The organism is Geobacillus zalihae (genome assembly GCF_030414215.1).
Classification (GTDB): Bacteria; Bacillota; Bacilli; order Bacillales; family Anoxybacillaceae; genus Geobacillus; species Geobacillus zalihae.
This window is the reverse complement of sequence record NZ_CP129217.1, coordinates 605,265-630,880: the sequence shown is the minus strand read 5'-3', so window position 1 is coordinate 630,880 and position 25,616 is coordinate 605,265. Positions and strand designations below refer to the sequence as shown.

At 54.1% G+C, this 25,616-nt stretch carries 22 protein-coding genes; 3 read left to right on the top strand and 19 right to left on the bottom strand.

What is annotated here, in order from left to right; all coding sequences use genetic code 11:
• Positions 1-16 precede the first annotated feature (16 nt).
• From addA to aceA, 7 genes are all read right to left on the bottom strand, one after another.
• Positions 17-3,745, bottom strand: coding sequence for a helicase-exonuclease AddAB subunit AddA (gene addA, locus QWV57_RS03250; protein ID WP_129446782.1), 3,729 nt, complete (start codon positions 3,743-3,745; stop codon positions 17-19).
• Positions 3,746-7,249 (bottom strand): helicase-exonuclease AddAB subunit AddB, encoded by a 3,504-nt coding sequence (gene addB / locus QWV57_RS03245; RefSeq protein WP_278248157.1) that lies wholly within the window; start codon positions 7,247-7,249, stop codon positions 3,746-3,748.
• A 256-nt stretch (positions 7,250-7,505) separates the two neighbouring features.
• Positions 7,506-8,054: a signal peptidase I gene (gene lepB, locus QWV57_RS03240; protein ID WP_011230183.1), complete on the bottom strand. Its 549-nt coding sequence runs from the start codon at positions 8,052-8,054 to the stop codon at positions 7,506-7,508.
• Entirely contained in the window at positions 8,051-8,674 is a 624-nt protein-coding gene (locus QWV57_RS03235) for a TVP38/TMEM64 family protein (protein ID WP_013146210.1), read from the bottom strand. The genes lepB and QWV57_RS03235 overlap by 4 nt, the downstream gene beginning before the upstream one ends.
• A gap of 102 nt (positions 8,675-8,776) precedes the next feature.
• Positions 8,777-9,310 (bottom strand): competence protein ComK, encoded by a 534-nt coding sequence (locus QWV57_RS03230; protein WP_013146211.1) that lies wholly within the window; start codon positions 9,308-9,310, stop codon positions 8,777-8,779.
• 120 nt (positions 9,311-9,430) lie between these two features.
• On the bottom strand, positions 9,431-9,625 hold the full coding sequence (locus tag QWV57_RS03225; protein ID WP_013146212.1) for a hypothetical protein: 195 nt from the start codon (positions 9,623-9,625) through the stop codon (positions 9,431-9,433).
• Positions 9,626-9,731: 106 nt separating this feature from the next.
• The gene (aceA, locus tag QWV57_RS03220) at positions 9,732-11,018 is read right to left on the bottom strand and encodes an isocitrate lyase (protein WP_033005585.1); all 1,287 of its coding nucleotides are present in this window, start codon (positions 11,016-11,018) and stop codon (positions 9,732-9,734) included.
• A gap of 193 nt (positions 11,019-11,211) precedes the next feature.
• On the opposite strand from aceA, the gene QWV57_RS03215 reads away from it, so the two are divergent.
• Positions 11,212-11,802 carry an SCO family protein gene (locus QWV57_RS03215; RefSeq protein WP_013523073.1) on the top strand — a complete coding sequence of 197 codons (591 nt, stop codon included), beginning with the start codon at positions 11,212-11,214 and terminating at the stop codon, positions 11,800-11,802.
• Positions 11,803-11,865: 63 nt separating this feature from the next.
• On the opposite strand, the gene QWV57_RS03210 is transcribed toward QWV57_RS03215, so the two are convergent.
• Both QWV57_RS03210 and QWV57_RS03205 read right to left on the bottom strand, forming a co-directional pair.
• Positions 11,866-12,171: an AzlD domain-containing protein gene (locus QWV57_RS03210; RefSeq protein WP_060788462.1), complete on the bottom strand. Its 306-nt coding sequence runs from the start codon at positions 12,169-12,171 to the stop codon at positions 11,866-11,868.
• Positions 12,164-12,880: an AzlC family ABC transporter permease gene (locus tag QWV57_RS03205; RefSeq protein ID WP_020755018.1), complete on the bottom strand. Its 717-nt coding sequence runs from the start codon at positions 12,878-12,880 to the stop codon at positions 12,164-12,166. The genes QWV57_RS03210 and QWV57_RS03205 overlap by 8 nt, the downstream gene beginning before the upstream one ends.
• Before the next feature lie 303 nt (positions 12,881-13,183).
• Between QWV57_RS03205 and dat the strand changes: the two genes are divergently transcribed.
• Positions 13,184-14,047 (top strand): D-amino-acid transaminase, encoded by an 864-nt coding sequence (dat, locus tag QWV57_RS03200; protein WP_033006388.1) that lies wholly within the window; start codon positions 13,184-13,186, stop codon positions 14,045-14,047.
• Positions 14,048-14,103: 56 nt separating this feature from the next.
• Here the strand turns inward: dat and QWV57_RS03195 are convergent, their stop codons facing one another.
• From QWV57_RS03195 to QWV57_RS03170, 6 genes are all read right to left on the bottom strand, one after another.
• A complete protein-coding gene (locus QWV57_RS03195; RefSeq protein WP_013146218.1) occupies positions 14,104-14,901 on the bottom strand; it encodes an ABC transporter ATP-binding protein in 798 nt (265 codons plus the stop codon).
• Positions 14,867-15,859: an ABC transporter permease gene (locus QWV57_RS03190; protein WP_033006390.1), complete on the bottom strand. Its 993-nt coding sequence runs from the start codon at positions 15,857-15,859 to the stop codon at positions 14,867-14,869. The genes QWV57_RS03195 and QWV57_RS03190 overlap by 35 nt, the downstream gene beginning before the upstream one ends.
• Before the next feature lie 127 nt (positions 15,860-15,986).
• Entirely contained in the window at positions 15,987-16,994 is a 1,008-nt protein-coding gene (locus tag QWV57_RS03185) for an ABC transporter substrate-binding protein (protein ID WP_301100492.1), read from the bottom strand.
• Positions 16,995-17,121: 127 nt separating this feature from the next.
• Positions 17,122-18,666, bottom strand: a complete 1,545-nt coding sequence (locus QWV57_RS03180; protein ID WP_015374047.1) for a fatty acid--CoA ligase family protein — start codon at positions 18,664-18,666, stop codon at positions 17,122-17,124.
• A gap of 265 nt (positions 18,667-18,931) precedes the next feature.
• The gene (locus tag QWV57_RS03175; RefSeq protein ID WP_015374689.1) at positions 18,932-20,299 is read right to left on the bottom strand and encodes an ISLre2-like element ISGsp3 family transposase; all 1,368 of its coding nucleotides are present in this window, start codon (positions 20,297-20,299) and stop codon (positions 18,932-18,934) included.
• A 222-nt stretch (positions 20,300-20,521) separates the two neighbouring features.
• Positions 20,522-21,256: an MBL fold metallo-hydrolase gene (locus tag QWV57_RS03170; RefSeq protein ID WP_033005982.1), complete on the bottom strand. Its 735-nt coding sequence runs from the start codon at positions 21,254-21,256 to the stop codon at positions 20,522-20,524.
• 151 nt (positions 21,257-21,407) lie between these two features.
• Here QWV57_RS03170 and yhfH point away from each other — a divergent pair, with 151 nt between their 5' ends.
• Positions 21,408-21,545, top strand: coding sequence for a protein YhfH (yhfH, locus tag QWV57_RS03165; RefSeq protein ID WP_013146223.1), 138 nt, complete (start codon positions 21,408-21,410; stop codon positions 21,543-21,545).
• A gap of 295 nt (positions 21,546-21,840) precedes the next feature.
• Here the strand turns inward: yhfH and QWV57_RS03160 are convergent, their stop codons facing one another.
• The 4 genes from QWV57_RS03160 to hemH all read right to left on the bottom strand — a co-directional run bounded on the left by QWV57_RS03160 (position 21,841) and on the right by hemH (position 25,605).
• Positions 21,841-22,176, bottom strand: coding sequence for a YhgE/Pip family protein (locus tag QWV57_RS03160; RefSeq protein WP_231847806.1), 336 nt, complete (start codon positions 22,174-22,176; stop codon positions 21,841-21,843).
• 155 nt (positions 22,177-22,331) lie between these two features.
• A complete protein-coding gene (locus tag QWV57_RS03155) occupies positions 22,332-22,904 on the bottom strand; it encodes a TetR/AcrR family transcriptional regulator (protein WP_011230167.1) in 573 nt (190 codons plus the stop codon).
• A 318-nt stretch (positions 22,905-23,222) separates the two neighbouring features.
• Positions 23,223-24,662: a protoporphyrinogen oxidase gene (gene hemY, locus QWV57_RS03150; protein ID WP_014195002.1), complete on the bottom strand. Its 1,440-nt coding sequence runs from the start codon at positions 24,660-24,662 to the stop codon at positions 23,223-23,225.
• Positions 24,655-25,605, bottom strand: a complete 951-nt coding sequence (gene hemH, locus QWV57_RS03145; RefSeq protein ID WP_020755633.1) for a ferrochelatase — start codon at positions 25,603-25,605, stop codon at positions 24,655-24,657. Before hemH ends, hemY begins: the two co-directional genes overlap by 8 nt.
• Positions 25,606-25,616 lie beyond the last annotated feature (11 nt).

The following is a 25,616-nucleotide window of genomic DNA, read 5'->3' as shown; positions in this document are numbered from 1 at the left end:
TCTTTCCCCCCTTGCATCACTCAACAGCCACAACAAACCCGCCGTCAAACGAATACAAATAGCATTCCGCCACCGGCGCACGCCAAATTTGCTCGATGGCCCGCCGGTACAAGCGCATTTGCGTCCCGTAGCGGCCGAGCAGAAAACGAGCCGCTTCTTCCTTTTGCCCAGCAAAACGGTGGACGACTTCATCCGTTTTATAGTCAATCATCACATAGCCGCATTCGTCGGCAAACACGCAGTCGATCACCCCTTGCACGAGGACGCGCCGGCCGCTTTCCGTCCCTTCGCCGCCGTACAGTTCAGCCGCTTTAAGCCCCAAGCTGAACGGCACTTCACGGTGCACTTCGCGGGCGGCGCAAAGGCGGCGGCCAAGATCTGCAGTGAAAAAGGCAGCGATGGCCGCTGGATCGACCGCCTCTGCTTGTTCTGCCGACAGCAGCTCTTTTTCGACAAGGCGGACGATCTGACTGCGGATCCACGATTCATCAAGCGGCGCTTGCAAATCGAGATGGCGCATGACGACATGGAGCGCCGTCCCTTTTTCGGCCGGCGTCAACGTTTTCTCCTGCATAAAACGCGGCCGGGAAAACACCGGAGCCGTCCCTTGGCGCGGCCGCCATTCGTCCGCTTGCTCGCCAAAGAGCGCGCGCTGTTCTTTGAGTTCTGACACCGATTGCTTGGCGCGCACGGCCGTTTCTTTCTCATACGAATACCGCCACAACAAGCGGCGTTTGACCTCCTTCTGCCACCCTCCTTCTACGGGAACGGGTCGGCCTTGTTCGAGGGCAAGAAGCACGCCGCCATCCATCTCCTCCCTCGCAGCCTCTGCGCCGCGCAAATCGGCGGCCGGCACGATGGCGACACGCCATACAGACGGGTGAGAGGCGACCTCTTCAGGCGCCTTCGTTCCCGCAAGCGCCCCCCCATCCCGATGACGGATGAGCGCCCGGCCGATCCAATCCAAGTAGGAGCGGGCCGAAGCCCGCACATCGTCGGGGAGAAGCCAGCCGCGTTCCGAAGCAGCGCTTTTCCATTTTTCAATCTCCTTGGCCGCATCGTTGACCGACGCCAACAAATACAGCTTCTCTTTTGCCCTTGTGAGCGCGACATACAAAATGCGCATCTCCTCAGCGAGCAGTTCAAGCCGCTTTTTCGTTTGGATGGAAAGCAGCGGCAGCGTCGGATAACTGATGCGCAGCCGCGGGTGGACAAAGCGGGCGGCAAAGCCCAGCTCTTTATCGAGCAAATATGGGTGGTGCAAATCACGTGTATGAAACGGACGAGCCAGCCCAGCGAGAAACACGATCGGAAATTCCAATCCTTTGCTGCTGTGAATCGTCATGATGCGCACGACGTCTTCCTGCTCGCCGAGCGGCCGGGCCGCCCCTAAATCGTCGCCGCGCTCTTGCAGCCGCTCGATGAAGCGAAGAAAGCGAAACAAGCCGCGAAACGACGTCGACTCGTACTGCCGCGCGCGGTCGTACAAAGCGCGCAAGTTCGCCTGCCGTTGCCTGCCGCCCGGCAGTGCGCCGACAAAATCGTAAAATTGCGTATCGCGGTACAGCTGCCAAATGAGATCAGCTAATGAGCGGCGGCGCGCCATCGTACGCCAGCCCTCGAGCCGCTCTAAGAAAGCCGCCGCTTTCCTTTGGGCGTTGGCCTCCTCTTTTGTTTCCGCCGGCTTTTGCCGAAACGAACAGAGCGCTTCATAAAACGTGCCCTTTGGATCGGCGAGGCGAATCATGGCGAGCTCATTCTCGTCAAAACGAAAGAGCGGCGACCGGAGCACCGCGGCGAGCGGAATGTCTTGGTGCGGGTTGTCGATCACTTTTAACAGTGAGAGCATGATCGAAATTTCCGTCGCCTGAAAATAGCCGGATGACAAATCCGCGGCCGCCGGGATGCCTTGCGCCTGCAACTGCTCGATCATCTGCGGCGCATTCGTCATCGAGCGGACAAGGATGACGATGTCACGGTACATGGCGCGCCGCGGCTGCCCGCTCGAACGATCGTATACATAAAACGGAGCGGAAACGATCTCTTTGATTTTTTTCGCCATCAGCCGCGCCTCGAGCTCCGCCGCTTCCCATTCAGCCGCTTCCTCTTCGTCCTCTTCCGCCGCACGCTGCCGGTTGATGATCATGACTTCCGGCGCCGCATCCTCCCCTTCCGGGTAATCGGCGCCGTATTTCAGCTGCGCCGCTTCGTCGTAAACCATTTCGCCGACGGTTTCCCCCATGAGTTGCGCAAACAGAAAATTCGTCCCGTCAAGCACTTCGCGGCGGCTGCGGAAGTTGCTCGCGAGGTCGATTTTCATCCCCCCTTCTTCCCCGTCGGCGGTGAATCGTTTGTATTTGTCCAAAAACAGCATCGGCTCGGCAAGGCGGAATCGGTAAATCGACTGTTTCACGTCGCCGACCATAAACAAATTGCCTGTTCGTTCACTTCCTTTTTTTACCATCCGCAAAATCGCTTCTTGAACGAGGTTCGTATCTTGATACTCGTCAACAAGCACTTCATCAAACTGCGCCTGGTATTCCAAGGCGGCGGAGGAAGGCTGCCATTCGCCCGTTTCCGGATCGCGCCGCCGCAAAATATGCAAACAATAATGTTCCAAGTCAGAAAAATCAACGATTCCTTTTTCCCGTTTCGCCGCTTGGAACATGACGGCAAAACGGCGGACAAGGTTAGCGATCGTTTCAACGATCGGCTTCATTTCCCTCATATGGCGGAGCCAAACGGATGGATCGAGCGAAAACACATTGTCGCGCAGCGCCTCCACTTTCTTTTTCGCCTGATCGCGCAGCGATTTGGCTTCGTCGATCAGCCGCTCGTCATAGTCCTTGCCGCGGCAGGCCGGCAGCCGCCCAAACGACAGCGCCTTTAGCGCGCGATGCAGCTCGGCCCACGGCCCGGAAAGTTGCGCCTCTAACTTGACGATCATCTCCAGATCTTCGCGCAGCCGCTCGGCATACGGCCGCGGCCCGCTCGGTTCTTCGGCGAGCTCAAGCGCCCTTCGGATCAGCCGTTTGGCCGCCGCCAGCTCCATCGCGGCATGTTGCGCGATATAGCGGGCTGCTGGCAGCGTCTTGATATCCGTCCGTTCATCGACGTCATACATCGAGGCCAAACCGGCCAACCATTCATCTGGTTCCGGATGGGAGCGGGAAAATTCATAAAGGGCGACAATCATCTCCTGCAGCTCGGCGTCGCTCCGGTCGCCCGTATAGGCATCCACGACGGCGAAAAACCGCTCGTTGTCCGGCTTTCCGTATTCCTCCTCAAGCAGCTCTTCAAGGACATCCTCTTTCAACAGCTCGATTTCCGTTTCATCCGCGATGCGAAACGACGGATCCAAATCGAGCAAATAGTAATATTTGCGAATGACATCCAAGCAAAAGGAATGGAGCGTCGAGATCGCGGCGCGGGGAAGCAGGCTGAGCTGGCGCCGCAAATGGAGCGAATGCGGACGCTTGGCCAATTCCCGCTCGAGCGCCTCACCGATTCTTGCTTTCATCTCCGCGGCTGCCGCATTGGTAAAGGTAACGACAAGCAGCCGGTCGATATCGACCGCTCCTTCTTCCGCCGTCACTTTTTGAATGATCCGCTCGACAAGAACGGCCGTTTTCCCGGATCCGGCCGCCGCGGCGACAAGAATGTCTCGGCCGCCCGCGGCGATCGCCTTCCATTGTTCATCCGTCCATCGGCTCCCAGCCGGCTTCGGGCGAATCGTGGCGTTCATTTATCCTTCCTTCCCTTCCGCTAGTTTTTCGATGACCGCTTCCTTCGTTTGCGGGGCAAGCTTCCGGTATTCGTTGCCGGAGAGTGCCTCATCAAATTGGCAGACCGGTTTGAAGACGCAAAACTCGCACGCTGTTTTATCTTTCAACTTGTACGGGGCGATCGACACGACGCCGTCGGCGATTTGCCCGCCGATGTCGATGAACAAACGGCGGACATGCTGGCGGAGCGCGGCAAAGTCGGATGGACTCGCCACCGACGAACGCGAATGGATCGATCCGCTTTTCGTAAGCTGAGCGGGCACAATCAGCGACCATTGTCCGTCTTCCGTTCGGTTGTCCATCAACCGGATCGCCTCGACGTCAGCGAGCAACAGTCCGCGCATCCGAAACGGTTCAAGCAACTTTTTCGCCATTTCCACCTCATCATCCACCCATTGCTTCGCTTGAACGATCGGATTGTGGATGTGAAAATAAAGCACCCCGGCTGGCAAGGCCGGCTGGCCGACGAGCTGTTCGGCATATGTCAGCACGATGTCCAGGTAGGTGAACATTTGCAGCGCCAGGCCGTAATATACTTCCGTCAAATCGAGCGTTTTCGCGCTCGATTTGTAATCGATAATGCGCAGAAGCACTCCTTGGCTGCTTTCCGCCTTATCGACGCGGTCGATCCGCCCAACAAGCTCCATCACTGTTCCGTCGGGCAGCCGAAACCGAAGCGGCGGCAGGTCGCCATTGGGGCCGAATGACAGCTCAAGTCCGATCGGAACGAAACCGCTCGCCCGCGCATGCTCACTTAACACATGGGTTGTACGGGCAACGACGTGTTTCAATTTTCGTTTCATATATTCATAGCGATGAGAGCTTGAGAGCACTTGCTGCTGGATGAGCGGGGCGATTCGCTCGACCGCTTCGGCCGACAGCCGTTCACAGTCTGGTCTTGACAGTTCGCGCCAATCAAGATGCTGTTCGCGCAGCCGGTCGGCGATTTGCTTGATGGCGGCATGGAACAATTGCCCAACATCCGGCGCCTCAAGTCGGAAAACGTTGCGCTCTTTCAACCGCAGCCCATGCGATGCGAAATGGGCGTACGGGCATTTTTGAAACTGCTCCATGCGCGAGACGCTCGCCTGAATTTTTTTGCCGTACAGCCGCTGGCTCCACTGTTTTTTGAGCGGCGTCGCTCCGTTTGTATAAAAGAGCGCGGAGACGGCATGCCGCACCTGCTCCTTCCAGTCCCGATGGCCGATGAACGTGTTATACACATCCCACCAAAGCGGATCGATGCCGTAGTTGCGCTTCCATGCTCGGAGCTGGCTGATCAAATACGTTTGCGTCGCCCGCGGCGCGGTCACGAACGCCTCTGCTTTTTCTGCCGGGGCGTCGAACGGGTCGTTGCCGCACAGATGCACCGGCGCATGCGGAAACAGTTCCGTAAGCTGCTTGATGAGCGGCGACGGCATCAACGCTTTCCCTTCTCCATCAGCAAGCGGATATGTAACATACAGCCGCCGGCTCGGACAAACAAGTGCCAAGTAGACAAAAAACGGGTCATAAAACAGCTGCTCCCGTCCCCCTGGGGCGAGCGCCACCCCCAACTCACGCAGCTGCTCGCGCTCCACTTCCGCCATCAGCCCGTCTTCCTTCACTTTCGCTGGAATAACGCCATCGTTGGCGCCGATGACGAACGCATACTTGATGTCAATTAAACGAGAGCGATCAAGCTGAGCGACGATCACCTGGTCCATCGCCGGCGGCACAAGGGAGAACTCCAACCGATCGAGCCCAGCCTCGATAATCTTGACAAACTCAGCGAGCGGCAGTGATTCTGTCCCGAGCATTTCTACATATTGGTCAAGCAAATCGACGACGGCGTTCCACGCCTGTTCATGCTGGCGCGCTTCAACGAGGCGGCCGTCCGCTTCCGCTTGCGCGCTCATTTTCTCTAGTTTTTTTGGAATCTGCAATTCTTCCAAAAACAGATATAATGCCATACAAAACCCGCGTCCGTCCTCCGCCCGGCGCAGACGGCGCTCCAACCGGCGAAGCGGAGCGGCCAACGCCTCGCGCCATTCATTGAGCATGTCCTCAAACTGCCGCTCTTCATCCGTTTGTGGTACGTTCAAACCGTCAAGCGCCTGATAGCGCCGATACGCCCAGCGCTCATTGTTTGTCCACTTATCCCCTTTGATTCCGTAAGCAAGCACATAGTTTTCGAGCTTGTCGGCCGCCTCGCGCCACATGTGCAGATCGCCGTCCGTTGGAAAAAGCAAATCCGTTTTCACCGCCCGAAACACCGCTTCATATCGCCAACGCGTCACGACCGTCTCTAAGGCAGCGCGCACGAGTTCAATGAGCGGGTGGTGGTGCATCGGTTCTTTTTCATCCATAAAATACGGGATCCCAAAATCAAAAAACACCGTTTTTACCAGATCGCGGTACGCCTCCGTCTGGCGGATGATCAGCGCAATGTCGCGATAGCGCGCCCCTTCATCGCGGACAAGGCGGATGATTTCGCGTGCGACCGCTTCGATTTCCGCTCGGCGATTGGACGCCTCATAAAGATGGACGGCATCGGTCTTTGCACCATATGGAAGCAACGGGCGTCGGTGAAATTGCGCCTCAAGATGAACGAGCGCCCTGTCTTCATGGCGTCGGTTGGCCGAAAGCACGATCGGCTCTTCGATCGCAATGTCATTGCTTAGCGCCAACTCCCTCAGCTGGCGGTACGTTTGCGCCGGCAAATAAAAGAGATGAAGTTCGTCCGGCATTCCGTCGTCATACGGGCGGTCGATCGTCAAACAAACGGTGACGCGCCGGCAATGGCGAAGAAGCTGTTCGATGATCATATATTCTTGCGGCGCGAAATGATGAAAGCCGTCGATGTAAATATCGGCATCCCGCAAATAACTTGAGCGCGGAATATGCTCAGCGAGCAAGCGCAAATAATCTTCCGAATCAAGATAGTGGCCGGAAAGACTTTTCTCAAGTTCCTCATACACAAGCGCGACATCGCTCAACTTGTCAGCGAGCAAGCGGCGGCCCGGTTGATCAGGCCCATCCTCGAACGCCTCAGCATGTCGGCGGAGTTCGCCCGGCGTCAGGCAATACCGTTTGCATTCGGTGATCATTTCGTTCAGCTGCTCGATAAACCCATGTTTGTCCGCCGCGCGGCCAAACAGTTTCAGCTCTTGTTTGCGTTGCTCAATAATTTTGCGGATCATCATCTGCACGCCAACATCATGAATGTGGTACCGGGTCATGCCGCCTGTTTCCTGCAGCACGCGCCAAGCGAGACGGGTGAAGCTGAACACTTGGGCGCGAATCATCCCGTCCACTCCCTCGGTATGTATCAACGCGTATTCGCATTGAAATGTCATTTGCTCCGGAACGAGATAGACGATCACCCTTCCTTTTGGATCCTCTTGCAACTGGCGGCGAATTTCTTCGAGGCAGACAGCCGTTTTCCCACTTCCTGACCGTCCGAGCAAAAACCGCAGCGACATTGTATCCACCACCATTCGTTTCCTTTATTTGTTTTATTTTAGCACGTATGTTCGCTTTTGGGAAGAAAAAAACGCCCTTCCGGCCGCGGGTTATATAGAGGCAATCTGAAACGTTAACGTTTGTTTCTTTTTGTGGATCCAGCCGACATGTCAGCGACTGTCGGACGACTGAACAACCTCGCTTCGAAGGATCCATTTATTGGTCTCTGAAGCTTCACTTCGTTATAGAAGCGGAAGACTTCTTTCGAGATTAAGGTTAAAATTGAAAGGCGAACTGTTTAAACGGCCAGTAGCGAAAGTCCACCTTGCCGACAATTTGGTTGATTTTGACAAACCCAAAATGGCGGCTGTCCCAGCTGCTAAGCCGGTTGTCGCCAAGAACGAAAATGCAGCCGGGAGGCACCCGTGTTTTCCCGGTCACCTCCTCAAGCGTAAAATCCCCGGTCAGCCTGCCGTCAAGCAGCTTTTGCTTATACGGGCGCAAATACGGTTCGTCAACTTTTTTTCCGTTGACATACAAGATGTCATTTTTGTACGCGATCCGATCGCCAGGCAGGCCGATAACCCGCTTGACGTAATCTTCCTTTTTGTTGGCGTGAAAAACGATAATGTCGAACCGGCGAATAGGCCCGATGTCGTAGGAAAGCTTATTGACGATCAGCAAATTGCCGCTCTCTAGCGTCGGCATCATCGATTTTCCTTCCACCACGTAATTGCTGAACACGAACAACCGAAGCGTGGCGACAACACAAACGGCAACAAACCATGGCCATCGGCGGCCTCGTTTTTCTTTTTGCTTGGTCACTCCCCGCCCTCCTCGCCGCCTTGTTCTTCCGTCAACGAAAATCGCGCTTCCACCCGTTTTCCGGCGTACCAAAGCAACAGAACGACTGCGGCGATCATCGCCGTGCGCAACGGCTGACGGATGAGCGCCTTCAAGTCATAGCCGATAAAACTGATGGTAAACACCATGATCATCTTTCCTAGCAGCACCGCCAATACAAACTGCTGGCGGCTGATGCGCGACAGTCCGGCAACAATATTGACAAGCGCCGATGGGGTGAACGGAAAGCAATACAACAAAAACAGCGGACCAAATCCGTGTCGCTCAATCCAATGCATAAACTGCCGCACTTTCGGGTGGCGGCGGACAAAGTGAAAAAAACGCTTCTGCCCCACTTTCCGCGTCAGCCAAAACACGATGAGCGAGCCAAGTGAAGCGCCTAGCCAAGAGATCAGAAACCCTTTCCATAGTCCAAACGCCGCTGCGTTCGCCATCACGAAGACGAACATGGGCAAAATGGGAAAAAACGACTCAAGCAACGTCGCTGCGATGCCGGGAAGCACGCCGAAAGAGCGGTATTGTTCGAGCAGGGAAAGGATGCTGTCGAGCGTGAACCATTGTTTGATTGTTTCCATATCCATGTCTATTCCCCATTCAAATGCCGTTTATATCTTTATTTTACACGTCCAGGCGCCTAATTTGAACTCATCTTTAGGAAAAACCATTTTTATCAATTTATTCAGCTAACTCTGTTTTTCTTGCTGCATGCGAAATATGTATTGGAGTTTGCGCTCCCTCGCTTCCATCCGCTCGGATAATTTTGTCCGCAGTTGAGCCGTTCGGTATAACTGGTTGATGAACGATTTGCAGGAAACATCGAGGGATATGCTTTTTCCGTTGCGGAAATAAACGATGGTCCGCTCATATTTGGCAGGCTCATACCGATAAACGTGCATGTGCGAGAGCCAAACGCAGCGGGAGTCACGCGGAGAGGCGGTTGGAAATACGTAAATTTCATTGGCTGGTTCAATGGCGATCGGCGCTTTATGGGTGATGCCAATGACGGCTTTTGTTCCTTCTTTTCTCCCTTGAAAGCTGCTTCCATAGTAATCGCAACTATGTTTAATAATGTCCATCGGCGTTTGTTTGATGATATATTCGCCGTCCTCCTCAATGACTTTCGCATACACATCGCTGTTTAAAAAGTATGGGAGAATCGCCATCGTATAACGGCTTACGATGAATTGCTCCAAGACAATGAATTCATTGACTTTCATCCGTTCGTCTCCTCTCTTAATCAACTCACCCACTACTCCTATCATACCATCAGAAGTTATATTTTTCTATATTTTGCAAAAAATCTATTAAAAAAACCCATGACAATCGTCATGGGTGTTCTAAGAGTTTTCAAACGTTTGACCGATTTCTTTGGACGCTAAATATTCATTCGCCTGTTCCAACGCGGTATGCTCGCCGACCGAGTCGCCAGCATACGTCTCTTCATCCATCAACCATTGCTCAACATGAAGATCCGTGCTGACGCGAAACTCAGCGGGCATCAGCTCCGGCAGGTCGCCTTGATTCTTTTCCATCACATCGCCTCCCTATGTCTTATAGGATGCTCCATCTTTTTCCTTTTTATACACGAAAAAAGCCCGGCCACGCCGGGCTTTCGTCTTCGTTTGTGATCGGTTTGCATTAAGCTGTCGTAAACTGTTCTTCTTCGGTCGATCCTTTCAAAGCGACTGTTGACGATTGGCCGCCAGAGATCACTTGGGCGACTTCGTCGAAATAGCCCGTGCCGACTTCGCGCTGATGGCGCGTCGCCGTGTAGCCGTACTTCTCGGCGGCAAATTCCGCTTGCTGCAGCTCGGCATACGCCGCCATGCCTCGCTCTTTGTAGCCGCGCGCCAGTTCGAACATGCTGTAGTTGAGCGCATGGAAGCCAGCCAAAGTGACAAATTGGAACTTGTATCCCATTTTGCCGAGCTCTTGCTGGAATTTGGCGATCGTTTCGTCGTCCAATTTTTTCTTCCAGTTGAACGACGGTGAGCAGTTGTACGCCAGCAGCTTGCCTGGGAATTTTTCATGAATCGCTTCGGCAAACCGGCGCGCCTCATCCAAATTCGGCTCGCTCGTCTCACACCAAATGAGGTCGGCATACGGCGCATAGGCAAGCCCGCGGGCGATCGCTTGATCCAAACCGGCTCTTGTGCGATAGAATCCTTCCGGTGTCCGTTCTCCAGTGATAAACGCTTGATCGCGCGGGTCGATGTCGCTTGTGATCAAGTCAGCAGCGTTCGCGTCGGTGCGTGCGATGAGCACCGTCGGAACCCCCATGACATCGGCGGCCAACCGCGCCGCAATCAAGTTGCGAATCGCCGTTTGCGTCGGCAAAAGCACTTTGCCGCCTAAATGGCCGCATTTTTTCTCCGATGACAGCTGGTCTTCAAAATGGACGCCAGCCGCTCCGGCTTCAATCATTGCCTTCATGAGCTCAAAGACGTTCAGTTGGCCGCCGAACCCCGCCTCAGCGTCAGCGACGATCGGCACAAAGTAGTCCACGTCCCCGCTGCCTTCTAAGTATTGAATTTGATCCGCGCGCTGCAACGCTTGATTGATTCGCTTGACGACATGCGGAACGCTGTTGGACGGATACAGGCTTTGGTCCGGATACATCTGTCCAGCGAGGTTGGCGTCGGCCGCCACTTGCCAGCCGCTTAAATAAATCGCCTTCAAGCCTGCTTTCACTTGCTGCACCGCCTGATTTCCGGTCAGCGCGCCAAGGGCCGCGACGTAATCCTCTGTATGAAGCAGCTTCCATAATTTTTCCGCCCCGCGTCGAGCGAGCGTATACTCGATGTCAAGCGAGCCGCGCAGTTTAATGACATCCTCCGCGCTGTACGGACGGACGATCCCTTTCCAGCGCTCCTCATTTTTCCAACTTTCTTCTAATTGCCGGACACGTTCAGCAAATGACGCCATTTTTCCTTCCCCCATCTCTCTATTGTTATATTACATTGTTTATATTTACGATTTTATTATATAACAGAAAAACAAAAGTGCAAGCCTTTTTTTGAAACTTTTTTTAATTGGGAAAATAGTCGCATATTGTTCATAAACATCGCGATTTTTTCGCTAATCTTTTTGATATGATCATATTGAGGAGTGATGAATAGTGAAAAAATGGTATACGTTAGCTGCCTCTCTTGTCATCATCGGCATCAGCGTCGGCATCCTGTACTTTGCTGTCTACCAGCCATCGACGATGCGGCTTCCAAATGACGTGACGATGGAAACAGCATGGGGAAAATCATACGAGTTTGGCGACCTTCCGCCGAAAGTGCGGCTTGTCGAGTTTATTTATACAAACTGTCCGGATCTTTGTCCGAATACGACAGCACAAATGGCAAAACTGCGCGATCGCCTAAAAAAAGCCGGGGTATTTGGGAGCAAGGTGGAATTCATCACGATCACGATCGACCCGGCGCGCGATACGAATGAAAAGCTGCAGACATATGCCAATGCGTTTGGAGTCATGAGCGACGGACAAGGTTGGGTGTTTTTGCGCGGCAGCGAAGCAGACACGAAAAAAGTAGCGGACGCCTTCCACTTTCAATACCGCGACCCGGGCAACGGCATGATCGTACACACGACGCTCGCCTACTTGCTTGGCCGCAACGGGCGTGTCGTCAAACAAATCGGCATGGGGACATCTCGATTTCATGTCGATGAGGTATACGAGGCGATTATGGAGGAATTGTCATAACCATGCAGCAAGTTTGCATACCTGTCGCAAAAGGAAAAGAGGAAGCGATGTCCGCTTCCCTTTTTAAACAAATAACGAATACAGGCTGAGCGCCGCAACCGCCGCAAGCACGACGATCATGACATTGGCCCCAAGCCAAGCTGTGATGACGGCCGCTACAAAACCGATGACACCGAACGAAAGATCATCTTGGATGAAAAAAACGTCCGGAATAATGAGCGCCCCAAGCACCGCATACGGCACATTTTTCAGCACTCCTTGCCAAAACGACGGCAGCTCGACGCCGCCGAGCAACACAAACGGCAACAGGCGCGGCAAATACGTCACGATCCCCATGCCGATGATCATCCATACGATCGCGCTATTCACCGCCGTTTCCCCCTTCCTTCGTCAGCCATTGAACGATGATGGCCGACAACAATGTAGCCAACACGATCGACCAGCCTTTCGACAAGTGAAGGGCAAACGTGCCGATCGAGTTGAATAAAGCCGACAGCCCCGCCAGCCAGACGATTTTCCGCTGCTTTTTCAACGCTGGAACGAGCAAGCCGATAAACATGGCATACAAGGCAATGGACATACTTTCTTGCAAACTTTCCGGCAAACCGGACCCAGCGGCATAACCAATGCCCGAGTTGACGACCCAGCTGCCATACGCCATGGCAATGAGCCCAAACATATACGAGGCGTTGATCGTTCCTTCTTTCATCGCCGCCACCGAAAACGTCTCATCGGTAATGCCAAAGGCGTACAGCGCTTTTTTCCAAAGTGCGTCCGGCTCAGCCTTTTCATTAAGGGACGCCGACATTAAAAAATGGCGAATGTTCAATACGAATGTCGTCAACACGATTTCAAACACCCCGGTGCCAGCGGCAAGCAGACTTAATGAGATATATTGCGAGGCGCCGGCGAAGACGACGATGCTCATGAGCACGGTCTCGGCGAACGTCAGTCCGGTTGTCTTGGCGAGCAGCCCAAACGCCAGCGCGATCGGCATGTAGCCGATGGCAATCGCTGCTCCTGCTTGCACCCCTTGGCGAAACGGCGCCATCTTGCCGGCTGCCCATGTCGTTTCCATTCATTCATCCCCCCATTTGACCATATAAGTTGAAACTTTGTTTTACATCCAGTAGAGCGCCCGCTGCATTCTATCAAAATGACTTGTTATGAAGGAAAACAGAATCGAACAATCGGAAAATCTTTATTGCAACTTATATAGATTGATAACTTTATTATCTAAAAATTCGTCTCATTTCGCAACCCGAACGTCCATCCATTGTTTCTGCTCACGCCAAACACGAGACAAACGCAGAGAGAGGCCAATCTATGATATAATCAAACTGATTCATGATTGACGGCAACAGAAAGGGAGTGCACGTCCATGTCAGTGAAACCGTATGTATTAACCGACCGCGGCATTTTCCGTTATGAACAAGTCACGTATCCGATGGAAGAGCGCGGCTTGCAATTCGGCGATGGCGTCTACGAAGTCGTCCGTTTATATAGAGGAACATACGTTTGGCTTCGCGAGCATCTTGACCGGCTGTACCGTTCAGCGGCCGCCATTCGCCTATCCGTTCCGTTTGGCTGCGAAGAGCTCATCGAACAGCTTGAGGAGCTTCGCCGCCTCAACGATGTGCAGGAAGATGCGATTTTGTATTTGCAAATGACGCGCGGCAGCTTCCCGCGCAACCATGCGTTTCCGGCGGAAAACCGGCCGAACTTGTACGCCTACATCCAGCCGATGGCGCGGAAAACCGAGGAAATGACACATGGGGTGCGCACGATTTTGACGAAAGATGTCCGCTGGGAATACTGTTACATTAAAAGCTTGAACTTATTGCCCAACGTATTGGCGAAACAAGAAGCGGTTGAGCGCGGAGCGTTTGAAGCGATTTTGCATCGCGACGGCGTCGTAACCGAAGGCAGCTCGTCAAACATTTTCCTTGTCAAAAATGAAACGGTGTACACCCATCCGGCCACCGCACGGATTTTAAACGGCATCGTCCGCACGAAAGTGAAGCAGTTTTGCGCTGAGCTTGGCATTCCATTTGTCGAAGAAGCGTTTTCCACCAACGACCTTAGGGAGGCGGACGAACTGTTTTTAACGAGCACGACGTCAGCGATTATCCCGATTATTCAAGTCGACGAAACGGTGATCCGAAGCGGCGCGCCGGGGGCGGTGACGAAGGCGCTGCAAGCCGCCTACCGACAAGCGACGCAGCGAGAAACCCAAAATATCTGACCGGCCGGCCGAACAGAAGAGGTGTCCCCCAGCCAAAGAAGGACACCTCATTTCCTTTATGAGCTGAGCACGGCGCGGTCGCTCGCAAACTGGCTGCCGCGGATGCGTTGGAATGCCTCAAGCAGCCGCTCGACCGTCAGCTCTTCTTTCTCCTTTCCTTCTGCGGCAAAAATGATTTGCCCGCCATCCATCATGATCAACCGGTTGCCAAGGCGAATCGCCTGCTCCATGTTGTGCGTCACCATGAGCGTCGTCAGGCGGTGCTGCTCAACAATTTGCTTCGTCAACTCCGTGACCAACTCCGCCCGCGCCGGATCAAGGGCGGCGGTATGTTCATCGAGCAACAGCACATCCGGTTTTGTAAACGTCGCCATCAACAGGGAAAGCGCCTGCCGCTCCCCGCCGGAAAGAAGTCCGACTTTGGCGGCGAGCCGGTCTTCAAGCCCTAAATGAAGCGTTCGCAGCGTCTCCCGAAACCACTCGCGCTTTTGCTTCGTGACGCCAAGGCTTAACGTGCGCCGCTTTGTCCGGTTGTAGGCGAGCGCCAAATTTTCCTCAATCGTCATATGCGGGGCGGTGCCGGCCATCGGGTCTTGAAAGACGCGGCCGATGTAGCGGGCGCGCGCATGCTCCTTGAGCGCGGTTACATCGCGGCCGTTGATCCACACTTCGCCGGTATCAGGAGACAGCCGTCCGGAAATGATGTTCATGAGCGTGGACTTGCCGGCGCCGTTGCTGCCGATGACGGTGACGAAATCGCCGGGGGCAAGCGTCAGATCAATGCCGCGCAAAGCGATTTTCTCGTCAGCCGTTCCTTCGTTAAACACTTTTGTAATTCGTTTCAGCTCCAGCAACGGTTTCCCCCCTCTCCAACTGCCGCACCCTCCGCTTTTTCCTCTGCCGTTCTTTTTGCGCCGCCAACGTGTTGGGCACGACGAGCGCCATCATCACAATGAGCGCAGTAATCAATTTCACATCGCCCGTCTCCAAAAACTCGACGCGCAACGCAAGCGCCAAAATGAGGCGATAGACGATGGCGCCGCCGATGACCGCCCACGTCGCGCGTGCGACCGAACGGGCGCCAAACAAAGCCTCCCCGATGATGACGGAAGCGAGCCCAATAACGATCATCCCGATTCCCATCCCGACGTCGCTGAATCCGCCGTACTGGGCGACGAGCGCTCCGGAAAGCGCCACAAGTGCGTTCGACAGCCCAAGGCCAAACACGATCAACCAATCGGTGTTGGCGGAAAAGCTCGCCACCATCGGCTTGTTGTCTCCAGTTGCCCGCAAGGCGATCCCCACTTCTGTTTTCAGCAGCCAATCCAACAGCCCTTTGACCATTAGCGCGACAATCGCCATTGACACAAGCACCGCCCATGTCCGCGGCGCAAAGCCGGTGAAGGAAACAAGTCGGTTGAGCGCCGCATCCAATCCGGCTTGCCGCCAGGCGGCGGTGATTTTTGTGATGACCGTTTCCTGCTGCAACAGCGGAACGTTCGATTTGCCCATAATGCGCAAATTGATCGAATACAAAGCGATCATCATTAAAATGCCGGATAACAGTGGATTGATTTTCCCTTTCGTATGCAAAAGCCCAGTCAACACCCCGGCGGCAAAGCCGGCCAAAAGCGCCGCGGCTGAGGCGGCAAACGGGTTGGCTCCATTGACAATGAGCACGGCGGCGACAGACGCGCCGGTGACGAAGCTGCCGTCAACCGTCAGATCGGGAAAATCCAAAATGCGAAACGATAGATAGACGCCGAGCGCCATCACGGCGTAAATCAAGCCGGCTTCGACGGAACTGAACATCGCTGTCCACACAGCTTTTCACCTACCTTTTCGGAAACACACCGAAGGCGCATGTGGCACGTTGCGCGCCAAAACGCACTTTCCCTGCTTTTTTGGCCCCCTCCTTCATCGAAGGAGGGACGGCCGCTTATTCAATATATTCCGCAATGGAATCCCATTCTGGATTGAGCTTGATGCCCATTTCTTGCGCTGCTTTTTTATTGATGACAAGCTTCAATTTTTGTGGATATTGCACCGGCAAATCGGCTGGCTTTTTGCCGTCTTGCAAAATTTGCGCCGCCATTTCCCCCGCTTCGTAGCCGATGTCATAATAGTCAAACCCGTACGCCGCAAAACCGCCGCGCTTGACGGAATCGAGTTCACCGACAAAAAGCGGAATGTCGTGCTCATTCGCCACCTGGATCACCGACTCGAGCGCCGAGACGACCGTGTTGTCGGTGATGATGTACAGACAATCGACTTTGCCGACGAGCGACTCGGTCGCCTGCTTCACCTCTGCTGATGTCGATACTGATGCAGGAACGATTTGCAAGTCCGTTCCTTGCATCGCCTTTTTCACCTGTTCGATTTGAGCGACGGAGTTTTGTTCGCCGGCGTTATATACCATGCCGACGCGGTTGCCTTTGATATATTTGTCAATAAATTGCACCGTTTTTGGAATGGCCTCCGGGTGGGTATCGGTCGTTCCCGTCACATTGCCGCCCGGCTTTTCCATCGATTGGACAAGCTGCGCGCCGACTGGGTCAGTCACCGAAGTGAACACGATCGGAATGTCTTTTGTCGCATTGAGCGCCGCCTGCGCGCTTGGCGTTGAGTTGGCAAAAATCAAGTCGACGCCGTCCGAAACAAAATTATTGGCGATCGTTTGGTTGTTGCTTTGGTCGCCTTGGGCGATTTGCACGTCATACTCAACGGACAGCCCTTTGTCTTTTAACGCCTGCTGGAATCCTTTGCGCGCCGCATCGAGCGATGGATGCTCGACAATTTGCGTCACGCCGATTTTGTAAGTCTTTTCGCTCCCACTCTTCCCGCCGCTCCCTTGGCTGCTTCCCGTCTCTTTCGCGCCGCCGCAGCCGCCAAGCAACAAAAAGCTGGCCGCACACACCGCGGCGAACTGCCGAATCGATTGACCCACGATCCCATCCCCCTATGTAGAAAAGTTTATTCCTTTTAAACTTTTATGTGTTAAATTATATAAATTTCTCTACTTGTTTTCAATATAATATTCAAAAAAAAGAAAAGGTGCTGAAAATTCAGCACCATCAAGCGTGGGAAGACACGAGCCGCTCTTTTAACGCTCTTCGCAAAATTTTCCCTGTCGCATTTTTCGGCAGCTCGTCCAAAAAGTCAATCGCGCTCGGCACTTTATATTTTGCCAACCGCTCACGGCAGTAAGCAATGAGCTCTTCCTCCGTCAATTCCGGATTTTTCGCGACGACATACGCCCGCACGGCCTCTCCGTAGTCTGGATCCGGCACGCCGATCACCGCAGCTTCCACGACATCTGGATGGCTGTACAGCACTTCTTCGACTTCGCGCGGATACACGTTGTAGCCGCCGACGATAATCATCTCTTTCTTTCGGTCGACGATATAGAAATAACCGTCCTCGTCCATGCGCGCCAAATCGCCGGTGTGCAGCCAGCCGTCGCGCAAGGCGGCCGCCGTTTCTTCCGGCATTTTGTAGTACCCTTTCATGACGTTCGGCCCCCGGACGACAAGCTCGCCAACCTCACCGATGGGCACTTCTTCTCCATATTCGTTTACGACTTTATTTTCAACATTCTTAATGCTTGTTCCAATCGAGCCGGGTTTGCGCGGCCGGTCGAGAGGATTGAAGCAGGTGACAGGGGATGCCTCCGAAAGCCCGTACCCTTCCGAAATAATGACGTTGAACTTTTTCTCAAAGTTTTTAAGCAAGGCGACCGGCATCGAAGCGCCTCCTGAGATGCAAAGGCGGAGCGTCCGCAAATCGTCCGCACTTCCACCTTCATATTGATAAAGGAAATTGTACATCGTCGGCACGCCGGCAAAAATCGTCGCCTTTTCCTCGCGAGCTAGCTGAAACAACTTCGCCGGGCTGAACTTTGGCATAATGAGCACCGTTCCGCCGTTCATTAATGGGGCGTTGAGCGCCACGGTCAAGCAAAACACATGAAACATCGGCAAGGCGGCAATGACGCGATCGTTTTCATTGATGCCTAAATAATCAGCCGTATCTTGCGCATTGCTGTATATGTTTTGATGAGTGAGCATCGCCCCTTTCGGCTTGCCGGTCGTCCCCGATGTGTACAAAATGACGGCGACATCGTCATCACCCAGTTCAGGGCCGGTAAAATCCCGGCTGCCGTCCGCCAACACTTCTGCAAACGATTTCATTCCTTCCGACAGGGAAATGCCTTTTTCCTTCCCTTCCGGTGTTTCACAAACGATCGCATGCTCGAGCAGCGGAAGCCGCTTCTTCGCCTCCACAAACAACGGAGCGAGCAAGTCAAGGCCGATCACCGCCTTGACGTCGCCGTTGTGCAAAATATAAGAAATTTCCTCGGGCGTGTAGATGGGATTGATCGGAATGACGGTCGCCCCAAGCCGCAGCGCCCCGTACAAGCCGATGACGAACTGCGGCGAATTGCCAAGCAACAAGGCAATATGGTCGCCTCGGCGAATGCCAAGCCGCGCCAATCCGTCGGCAAATCGGGAAATGGCTTCATCCAATTGTTGATACGTGCACCGCTCTTCCCTAAACACATACGCTTCCTTGTCCGGCAACTGCTTCGCGATTTGCGCCAACCGCGCCGTGACGTTCATATACGCTCCTCCCCCCAAAATGAATGAATGACCATTCATTTTATAAATAAAAAAATTCGAACTATATCCATTATAAAAAAAAGAACAGCAAAGGGCAAGGGAAAGCGTTTCCTTGAGTCAGTCAAGACTTTGTGGAGAACATTTTTTCGGTTCACTACGGGCGTTGTCAATCACTAGTTAGCGAACCATTTTCAGGAATTCATATCGTAAGCGCTTTCGGACTCTCATCCCTCATCTTGAGGCGATGATACGATATTCCATTTTTTTACACCCAACCACCATCCCGGAGCGCCGACAACGCTTGATGGATCGGTGTCCCGGATGACCGCTGCAGACACGGTAGATTCTGACGCACCACATCTGCCCATAACCGTCCGGCCTTCCGTTTGGCCTGTTCGATCCGCTTGGACTTTGTTGAGGCCGAGGCCGCCGTTCGGGTCTCTTCTTCCTCCACCAACTGCCCATTTCTCCGCCAAATCCCGTCGATTCGGGCCGCCATCGCCCTCAGAAACGCCCGAAGCCCTTGGTCTTTCCAGCTGCGGCGGGATTTCACCCGATGCGCAAACCGGCTCATCACGCTCTCGGCGTGGCCCATCGGACGCATGCCGGTCGTCTCCACCCCTTGCTCCGACAGCCACTCCCGATAGTCCCGGATGCATCCCGGCATCGACTCGATCCGGCGGATCATGGCAGCCATCTGCTTCTCTTTCGCTTCGTCCTCCAACGTGCCGACCGCGCTGTTCAGCTCCACGAGAAGCCCCTCTTCGTCTTGTTTCGCCAGCTTCTTCCGCACCTCCCGCCAACGCGGATGGCCGGACAGACACTGACGCAGCTCCCGCGCCACATGAAATCGATCCAGCTGAAAGCACGCCCGCTTCCCAAAATACTCCCGGCAGGCCGTGATCCACGACGCCGCGTCGCCGTTGATGATCAACAGGTCCCGGCACGGATCATAGGCATATTCGTTCATCAGCCACTCTTCGAACCGTTCCCACACGTCTCCCTCCCCTTCATGGAGGTAGTGGCGCCGGTTCACGAGCTCGAGCTGCGAACCGTTTCGTTTCCATCCCTCGTGAACCGCCAGGATTTTCTCTTCTTTCGCCCGTTTCCCTTTCCCCTGGCGGGAAATAAACAGTCCATCCGCCTCCACAAACAGCACCCGGCCGTGCCGTTGGGAAACAGGGCGGTGCAGCGAGACAGGGGCCTCCAGCACCAGTTGGCGAATCGCCTCGTGGCTCATGACCGCATACCCCACGATCGACTCCAACGTACGGGCCGCTTTGCGGTAGGAAGAGCACTCGACGGCCAACTCGACCGCCGTTTCCTCGAGGCAAGGACTGATCGATCGGGCCCCATCAAAGCCTAATTCGGCATCCAGCAAGAAGGTATAGTTCCCCGTTTGCCGGTCATAGTAGTAGTTCCGTCGAAACGTCACTTCTCCAAACAGCGTTTGGATCGTAGTCGGCCGTTTGTCTTTCAGCTGATACCGGCGCTTGTCCCGCGCTTCCGCCAGTTGTTGATCAATCTCCTCCAAAAGGGCCGCCAACAAGACAGCGAACACCTTTTGAAGAGTTCTGACTAATTGTTCCTCCAGCTCTTTTAATAAAGGCCATTCTGTGGTAAGATGTTTCATGGACTCTCTCCCTCCTGTTTTCGGTTGATGTTGACAATCACCATCATAGCAGGGAGAGAGTCCTTTTTGCATGACATTTGCTTTTTTCTACCGCGCTTCGCTTGGTGGCCCCGACGAGCGTCGCGAACAAAAGTTCGCAACCCTCGTCGGGGATCATTTCGGAATGTCACCCACAAATATTTTACTCACACCGTTTCCTTTGCTGCTCTCTCTTATTTTGGCCTATTGCGCCCATGTTAGGCCGGTGCGGGCGAGGCGGATGACACCGCGGAACGTCCGGCCAGCCTCCTCAACCAGCTGCTCGTGCCGGCCAACGTGTGGCAAATGCGTCAACCATAATTCTCCGACACGTGCTCCCTCTGCGATGGCCGCCGCCTCCTCGCTCGTCATATGCCCAGCCGGCGCCGCGTTTTGCCCAGCGTAAAAGTTGCACTCGCAAATGAGCAAGTCGGCTCCTTTGGCAAACGGAAGAAACTCCGGTATATAGCTTGAATCGGCCGTATAAACAACCGTCTTGCCGCCGGCAGTAATGCGCATCGCGTAGCATGGCACCGGATGGACTGTTTTCATAAATGTGATCGAAAACGGTCCAACAGCCAGCGTCCCATTCGGGTCATAGGCAATTCCTTCCGTAATGCCGCTGTGCGTCAAGCGGGAAAACGCCGCCTCGTCTTCCACATGGCCGTAAATCGGCAAGACGGGAAGGTCAGCTCCCAAATTTTTATGAATGAGACGCGCGTATTGGAGCGGGCCGATGTCGGCGATATGGTCGTAATGGTAATGGGAGATGATGACCGCATCTAAGTTTTCCACAGCCGTATAGTTTTGCAGCTTGGCAAGCGCCCCGCTGCCGCAATCAACGAGCAGGCAAAATCCGTCATGCTCGAACAAATACGCCGATGTCGCTTCATTGGAGGCCGGGAACCCTCCCCAATAGCCGATGACCGTCACTTTCATTTTCGGTTCTCTCCTTCCATTCGTTTTGTCTTCATCATACACAACCGCGCCTATTTTTTCATCTTTGTTGATTTTTGTTTTAAAACACATATTGACATTTTGTTATGTGTTATAATACAATAAAATTACCAAGACAACGGAGGGGATCGGAATGTTGATGAAAGTGTTGGAATTTTTCAGAAACTTGCCACCTAAAAAATGTACGCACTGCGGCAAAGAGATTGACGAGCAGCATGAATGCTACGGCAACACATGTTCTGATTGCCTTGGCGCCGCTTACCGCCACTAGGTAAGCGGAATACCTTCTTGCGTCACGACGTCGGCTGCCCCGCCGGCGTTTGGCTGTTCCCTAATGCAGCCTGCCTTTTCTTTTGACTGCCTCCAGCTAAGAGGCATTTTTTTTTTTTTGCCAATCTCAGGGGCGCCATCACACACAACGTTCTAATGGCGGCCCATCCGCAAAAAGCAATCCCTCGTCCTAGAAAATGGTTTTAATTCCATCTGTTGTTTGATTCCGATATTGGCCAATGCAAAAAGGCGTCCCAATCTTTTTAGGACGCCTTCGAGACGGCATGGTTCAATCATCACGTTTGAGCCGCTGTTTCCGTCCATACCGCATAACGGCGGCGATACCGAAGGAGAAAATACACGAGCGTCGCCAAGGCAAAGACCGCGGCTGTCGCAAGCAATATCGCAGCTTCCTTCCACATGACCAAGAAATCGCCGCTTGAAATGACGGCTCGCAACCCACGGATCGCATGGGTCATCGGCAGCCACGGATGAAGCGACTGCAACGCACCCGGAACGAGCTCAATCGGATACGTGCCGGCGCTTCCGACCAGCTGGGCAATCAATAGCAAAATGGCAAGAAACCGGCCCGGGTTGTCAAACACGGTGACAAGGAATTGAACAATCATCATAAATGTTATGCTGATGATCCAAGTGAACAAATGCCAAGCAAATTCGGGCGGAGCACGATGGCCCGCAGCTCTTTTCGCAGCATATGGCGCTCCCTCCTTTGTACAGATGACCAAATTGTCCGCATGGTCAATTTCCAACAAAAAAAGAGGATCATCTATCTCGACAATCCTTGCAAAAAATAGAGCGTAAACAATTCAGCAATTTGTTCTTTTGTCAACGGTTCATGATCTTTTTCCCAATCGACGATCAAGGCGATGTACGTCTTGAGCATCAAAAATGCCGTAATTTCCGAATTGCACGGACGAATCTCCCCTTTTTCCACCGCCGCATCAATTTTTTGCCGAATGAACTCGACCATTGCCCGGTCCAGTTTGGCAAGCACTTCTTGCACCGCCGCCGTACCGATATTGCGCACTTCTTGAAGCAGCTTCGCCGTCAGCTGATGGCGCTGGCGAAATTCCAAAATGCGGTACAAGGCGCGGTGGACGTTTTCGGAAAACGGCAGCGACGAGTCCATCGCCAGCTCCGCTTCCGCCTTGATTTCCATAATCAATCCGGAGACGATTTCATCAAGCAGTTCCTCTTTGCTTTTAAAAAACGTATAGATCGTCCCCTTGCCGACGTTGGCGAGCTTGGCGATCTGCTCCATCGTCGTCGCCTTGTAGCCAAAGGCAGCAAACGATTGGGCCGCCGCTTCGATGATTTGCCGTTTGCGGTCGCTTGCCATACTCCTCATCCTTCAAACTGACTAAATGAACAATTTGGTCAATCCGTATCCATTATACTATCAAACAACATGGATGTAAAGGGCCGTCGCATTGGGGACGGAATTTCTTCCTGCTCCCTCATCCTTTCCAAGCAAATGGGTAGAAGCGCCGTTGAAGCTTCTCCCACGTTCTTTTCACATCCCTTTTGCAGCGGAAACCACTTCCACGAACCAAAAGAGACAAACAGCCATCCGCTGCTTTTCGCTTCAAACGGCGGGCGGCCGCACCGACGTCCAAATGTGAGCGGCGAACGGACCAGGGCGTTGGAAAACCGTTGGTTAACGGACGCTGCTGTACAGATCGGACGTCTGTTGAACTGGCGCTTGCTGCAAATACAGAAGCACGTCACGCACCGCTTTTTCGCCTTGGTCAATGCAATCCGGCAATCCGAGCCCTTCGTATGAGCTGCCGGCCAAAAACACCCCCGGCAACTCGGACGCCATCTGCTCCTTAATCTTCGCCAGCCGCTCGCGGTGCCCGACCGTGTATTGCGGCATGGCCCGCTTCCAGCGCGAGATGACGGCGAACTCCGGTTGGCCGGCGATGTTCATCACTTTATTTAAATCATCCAATACAACACGGACGATCTCATCATCAGGTTGGTCGACGATCTCCTCATCGCCCGGGCGCCCGACGTAGCAACGCAAGAGCGCCTTGCCAGGCGGCGCGGTGTGCGGCCATTTTTTATGCGTCCATGTGCACGCTGTCATCGTGTAATCGCTGCGGCGCGAAACGACAAACCCGGTGCCGTCAATGTCTTGGCGGATCGCCTCCTCCGGAAATGCGAGCGCCACCGTCGCCACCGACGTCAGCGGCACTGAACGGAACGGGGCGAAAAACGGATAGTCAGCGAACATGTCGGGCACAACATGATGCGGCGTTGTCACGATGATGCCGTCTGCCCCCCACACCTCTCCTGTGCTCAGTTGCAGCCGATACGCCGAATCGGTGCGAACGATCCGCTCGACACGCACCCCTTTGATGACGCTGCCCGGCTCAAGCCGTTTTTCCACTTCATCAACGAGCGACTGCAAGCCCGTTTTTAACGTCTGGAACGCCCCTTTCCGCTCTTTTTGCTCTTTCGGCGTCGTTCGTCTCGCTCCACGGACAAGGCTTCCGTATTTTTGCTCAAGCTGAAAAAACTGTGGAAACGTCGCCATTAGGCTCATCTCATCAATGTCGCCGGCGTAAATGCCGGAAAGTAGCGGTTCGATGAGATTGTCCACCACCTCATCGCCGAGGCGGCGGCGGAAGAAGCGGCCAAGCGGCATATCACCATCGACTTTCACCGGCGGCAGCACAAAGTCAAGCGCCGCCCGCAGCTTGCCGGCCGGGGAAAACAGTCCGGTCGTTAAAAACGGGGCGATGCGCGTCGGAATGCCCATCACCGCTCCGCCCGGAATGGGATAGAGTTTGCCGTTGACCAAAATGTACGATGTTCCGGTCGCGTTATGAACGATCTCATGTTCAAGGCCGACTTCCTTCACAAGGCGAAACGCGCTCGTTTTCCGCGCCAAAAACGAGTCTGGACCGCGTTCAATGACAAAACCGTCGCGGACGACCGTCTGCACTTTTCCGCCGAGCCGGTGCGTCGCCTCGACAAGTTTGCATGCAAGTGGGAGGCGTTGCTCTCGAATCGCTTTTTGCAAGTAGTAAGCAGCCGTCAAGCCGGTAATGCCACCGCCGATGATGACGACCGTCCGTTGCCCTTCATTCATGTCGATCGCCTTCTTCCGCCCACCGCTTTAACACAACCGACGCCAATGCATCAATAAACAATGGATTCGTGTTGGGCATCTCCGGTCGGTAATAGCGGGCGCCGATCTCTTCCGTCACCTGTTTGCACTCAATGTCGTTGTCATACAACACTTCCAAATGGTCGGCGACAAAACCGACCGGCGCGTAAACGAACGACGTATAGCCGCGCTCTTCGTAAAGCTGGCGCGTCAAGTCTTGCACGTCCGGCCCAAGCCATGGTTCCGGCGTCTGACCGGCGCTTTGCCAGCCGACGGCATAGTGGGCGACGCCGGCTTGATCAGCAATTCGTTTCGCTGTATCTTCGAGCTGCGTTGGATACGGGTCACCGGCTTGAATAATTTTTTCCGGCAAACTATGTGCGGATACGATCAGCACAGCTCGCTCCCGCTCACGTTCCGGCATGGCGGCAAAAATCGCCCGCACTTGTTCTGCCCAATATTGCAAAAACTTCGGCTCGTCATACCATTGATCAATCGTGTAAATGGTCGGTCCGCCGAGCTTTTTTGCTGCCGCTTTCGCCCGCTCATTGTACGAGCGAATGCTGAATGTGGAATAATGAGGGGCTAGGACGATCCCAACCGCTTCTTTGATGCCGTCATCATGCATGCGCTCGACGGCATCCTCAATGAACGGCTCAATATGTTTGAGCCCTAAATACATGCGAAACTCGACTTCATCTTGCACTTCGTTCAGCCGCTCCTCGAGCCGTTTCGCCTGCTCTTCCGTAATTTTCGCAAGGGGCGACAACCCGCCGATCGCCCGGTAACGCGCTTTTAAATCGTCGATTTGTTCCTGCGGCGGCTTGCGCCCATGGCGAATGTGCGTATAATACCGTTCAATATCATCTTCCCGGTACGGCGTTCCGTACGCCATCACGAGCAGCCCCACTGTTTTTTTCACCATTGTGCCACCCC

Bases quoted from the DNA above. Each gene is read 5' to 3' on its own strand.
- QWV57_RS03160 (WP_231847806.1), bottom strand. From the start codon at position 22,176: ATGATGATTGTTCAATTCCTTGTCACCGTGTTTGACAACCCGGGCCGG.
- hemY (WP_014195002.1), bottom strand. From the start codon at position 24,662: ATGAATGAAGGGCAACGGACGGTCGTCATCATCGGCGGTGGCATTACC.
- aceA (WP_033005585.1), bottom strand. From the start codon at position 11,018: ATGGCGTCATTTGCTGAACGTGTCCGGCAATTAGAAGAAAGTTGGAAA.
- QWV57_RS03175 (WP_015374689.1), bottom strand. From the start codon at position 20,299: ATGAAACATCTTACCACAGAATGGCCTTTATTAAAAGAGCTGGAGGAA.
- addB (WP_278248157.1), bottom strand. From the start codon at position 7,249: ATGTCGCTGCGGTTTTTGCTCGGACGGTCAGGAAGTGGGAAAACGGCT.
- QWV57_RS03170 (WP_033005982.1), bottom strand. From the start codon at position 21,256: ATGAAAGTGACGGTCATCGGCTATTGGGGAGGGTTCCCGGCCTCCAAT.
- QWV57_RS03230 (WP_013146211.1), bottom strand. From the start codon at position 9,310: ATGAAAGTCAATGAATTCATTGTCTTGGAGCAATTCATCGTAAGCCGT.
- dat (WP_033006388.1), top strand. From the start codon at position 13,184: ATGTCAGTGAAACCGTATGTATTAACCGACCGCGGCATTTTCCGTTAT.
- addA (WP_129446782.1), bottom strand. From the start codon at position 3,745: ATGAACGCCACGATTCGCCCGAAGCCGGCTGGGAGCCGATGGACGGAT.
- QWV57_RS03155 (WP_011230167.1), bottom strand. From the start codon at position 22,904: ATGGCAAGCGACCGCAAACGGCAAATCATCGAAGCGGCGGCCCAATCG.
- QWV57_RS03205 (WP_020755018.1), bottom strand. From the start codon at position 12,880: ATGGAAACGACATGGGCAGCCGGCAAGATGGCGCCGTTTCGCCAAGGG.
- QWV57_RS03235 (WP_013146210.1), bottom strand. From the start codon at position 8,674: ATGGATATGGAAACAATCAAACAATGGTTCACGCTCGACAGCATCCTT.
- yhfH (WP_013146223.1), top strand. From the start codon at position 21,408: ATGTTGATGAAAGTGTTGGAATTTTTCAGAAACTTGCCACCTAAAAAA.
- hemH (WP_020755633.1), bottom strand. From the start codon at position 25,605: ATGGTGAAAAAAACAGTGGGGCTGCTCGTGATGGCGTACGGAACGCCG.
- QWV57_RS03190 (WP_033006390.1), bottom strand. From the start codon at position 15,859: ATGTTCAGTTCCGTCGAAGCCGGCTTGATTTACGCCGTGATGGCGCTC.
- QWV57_RS03225 (WP_013146212.1), bottom strand. From the start codon at position 9,625: ATGGAAAAGAATCAAGGCGACCTGCCGGAGCTGATGCCCGCTGAGTTT.
- QWV57_RS03180 (WP_015374047.1), bottom strand. From the start codon at position 18,666: ATGAACGTCACGGCGCGGTTGGCGCAAATCGCGAAGCAGTTGCCGGAC.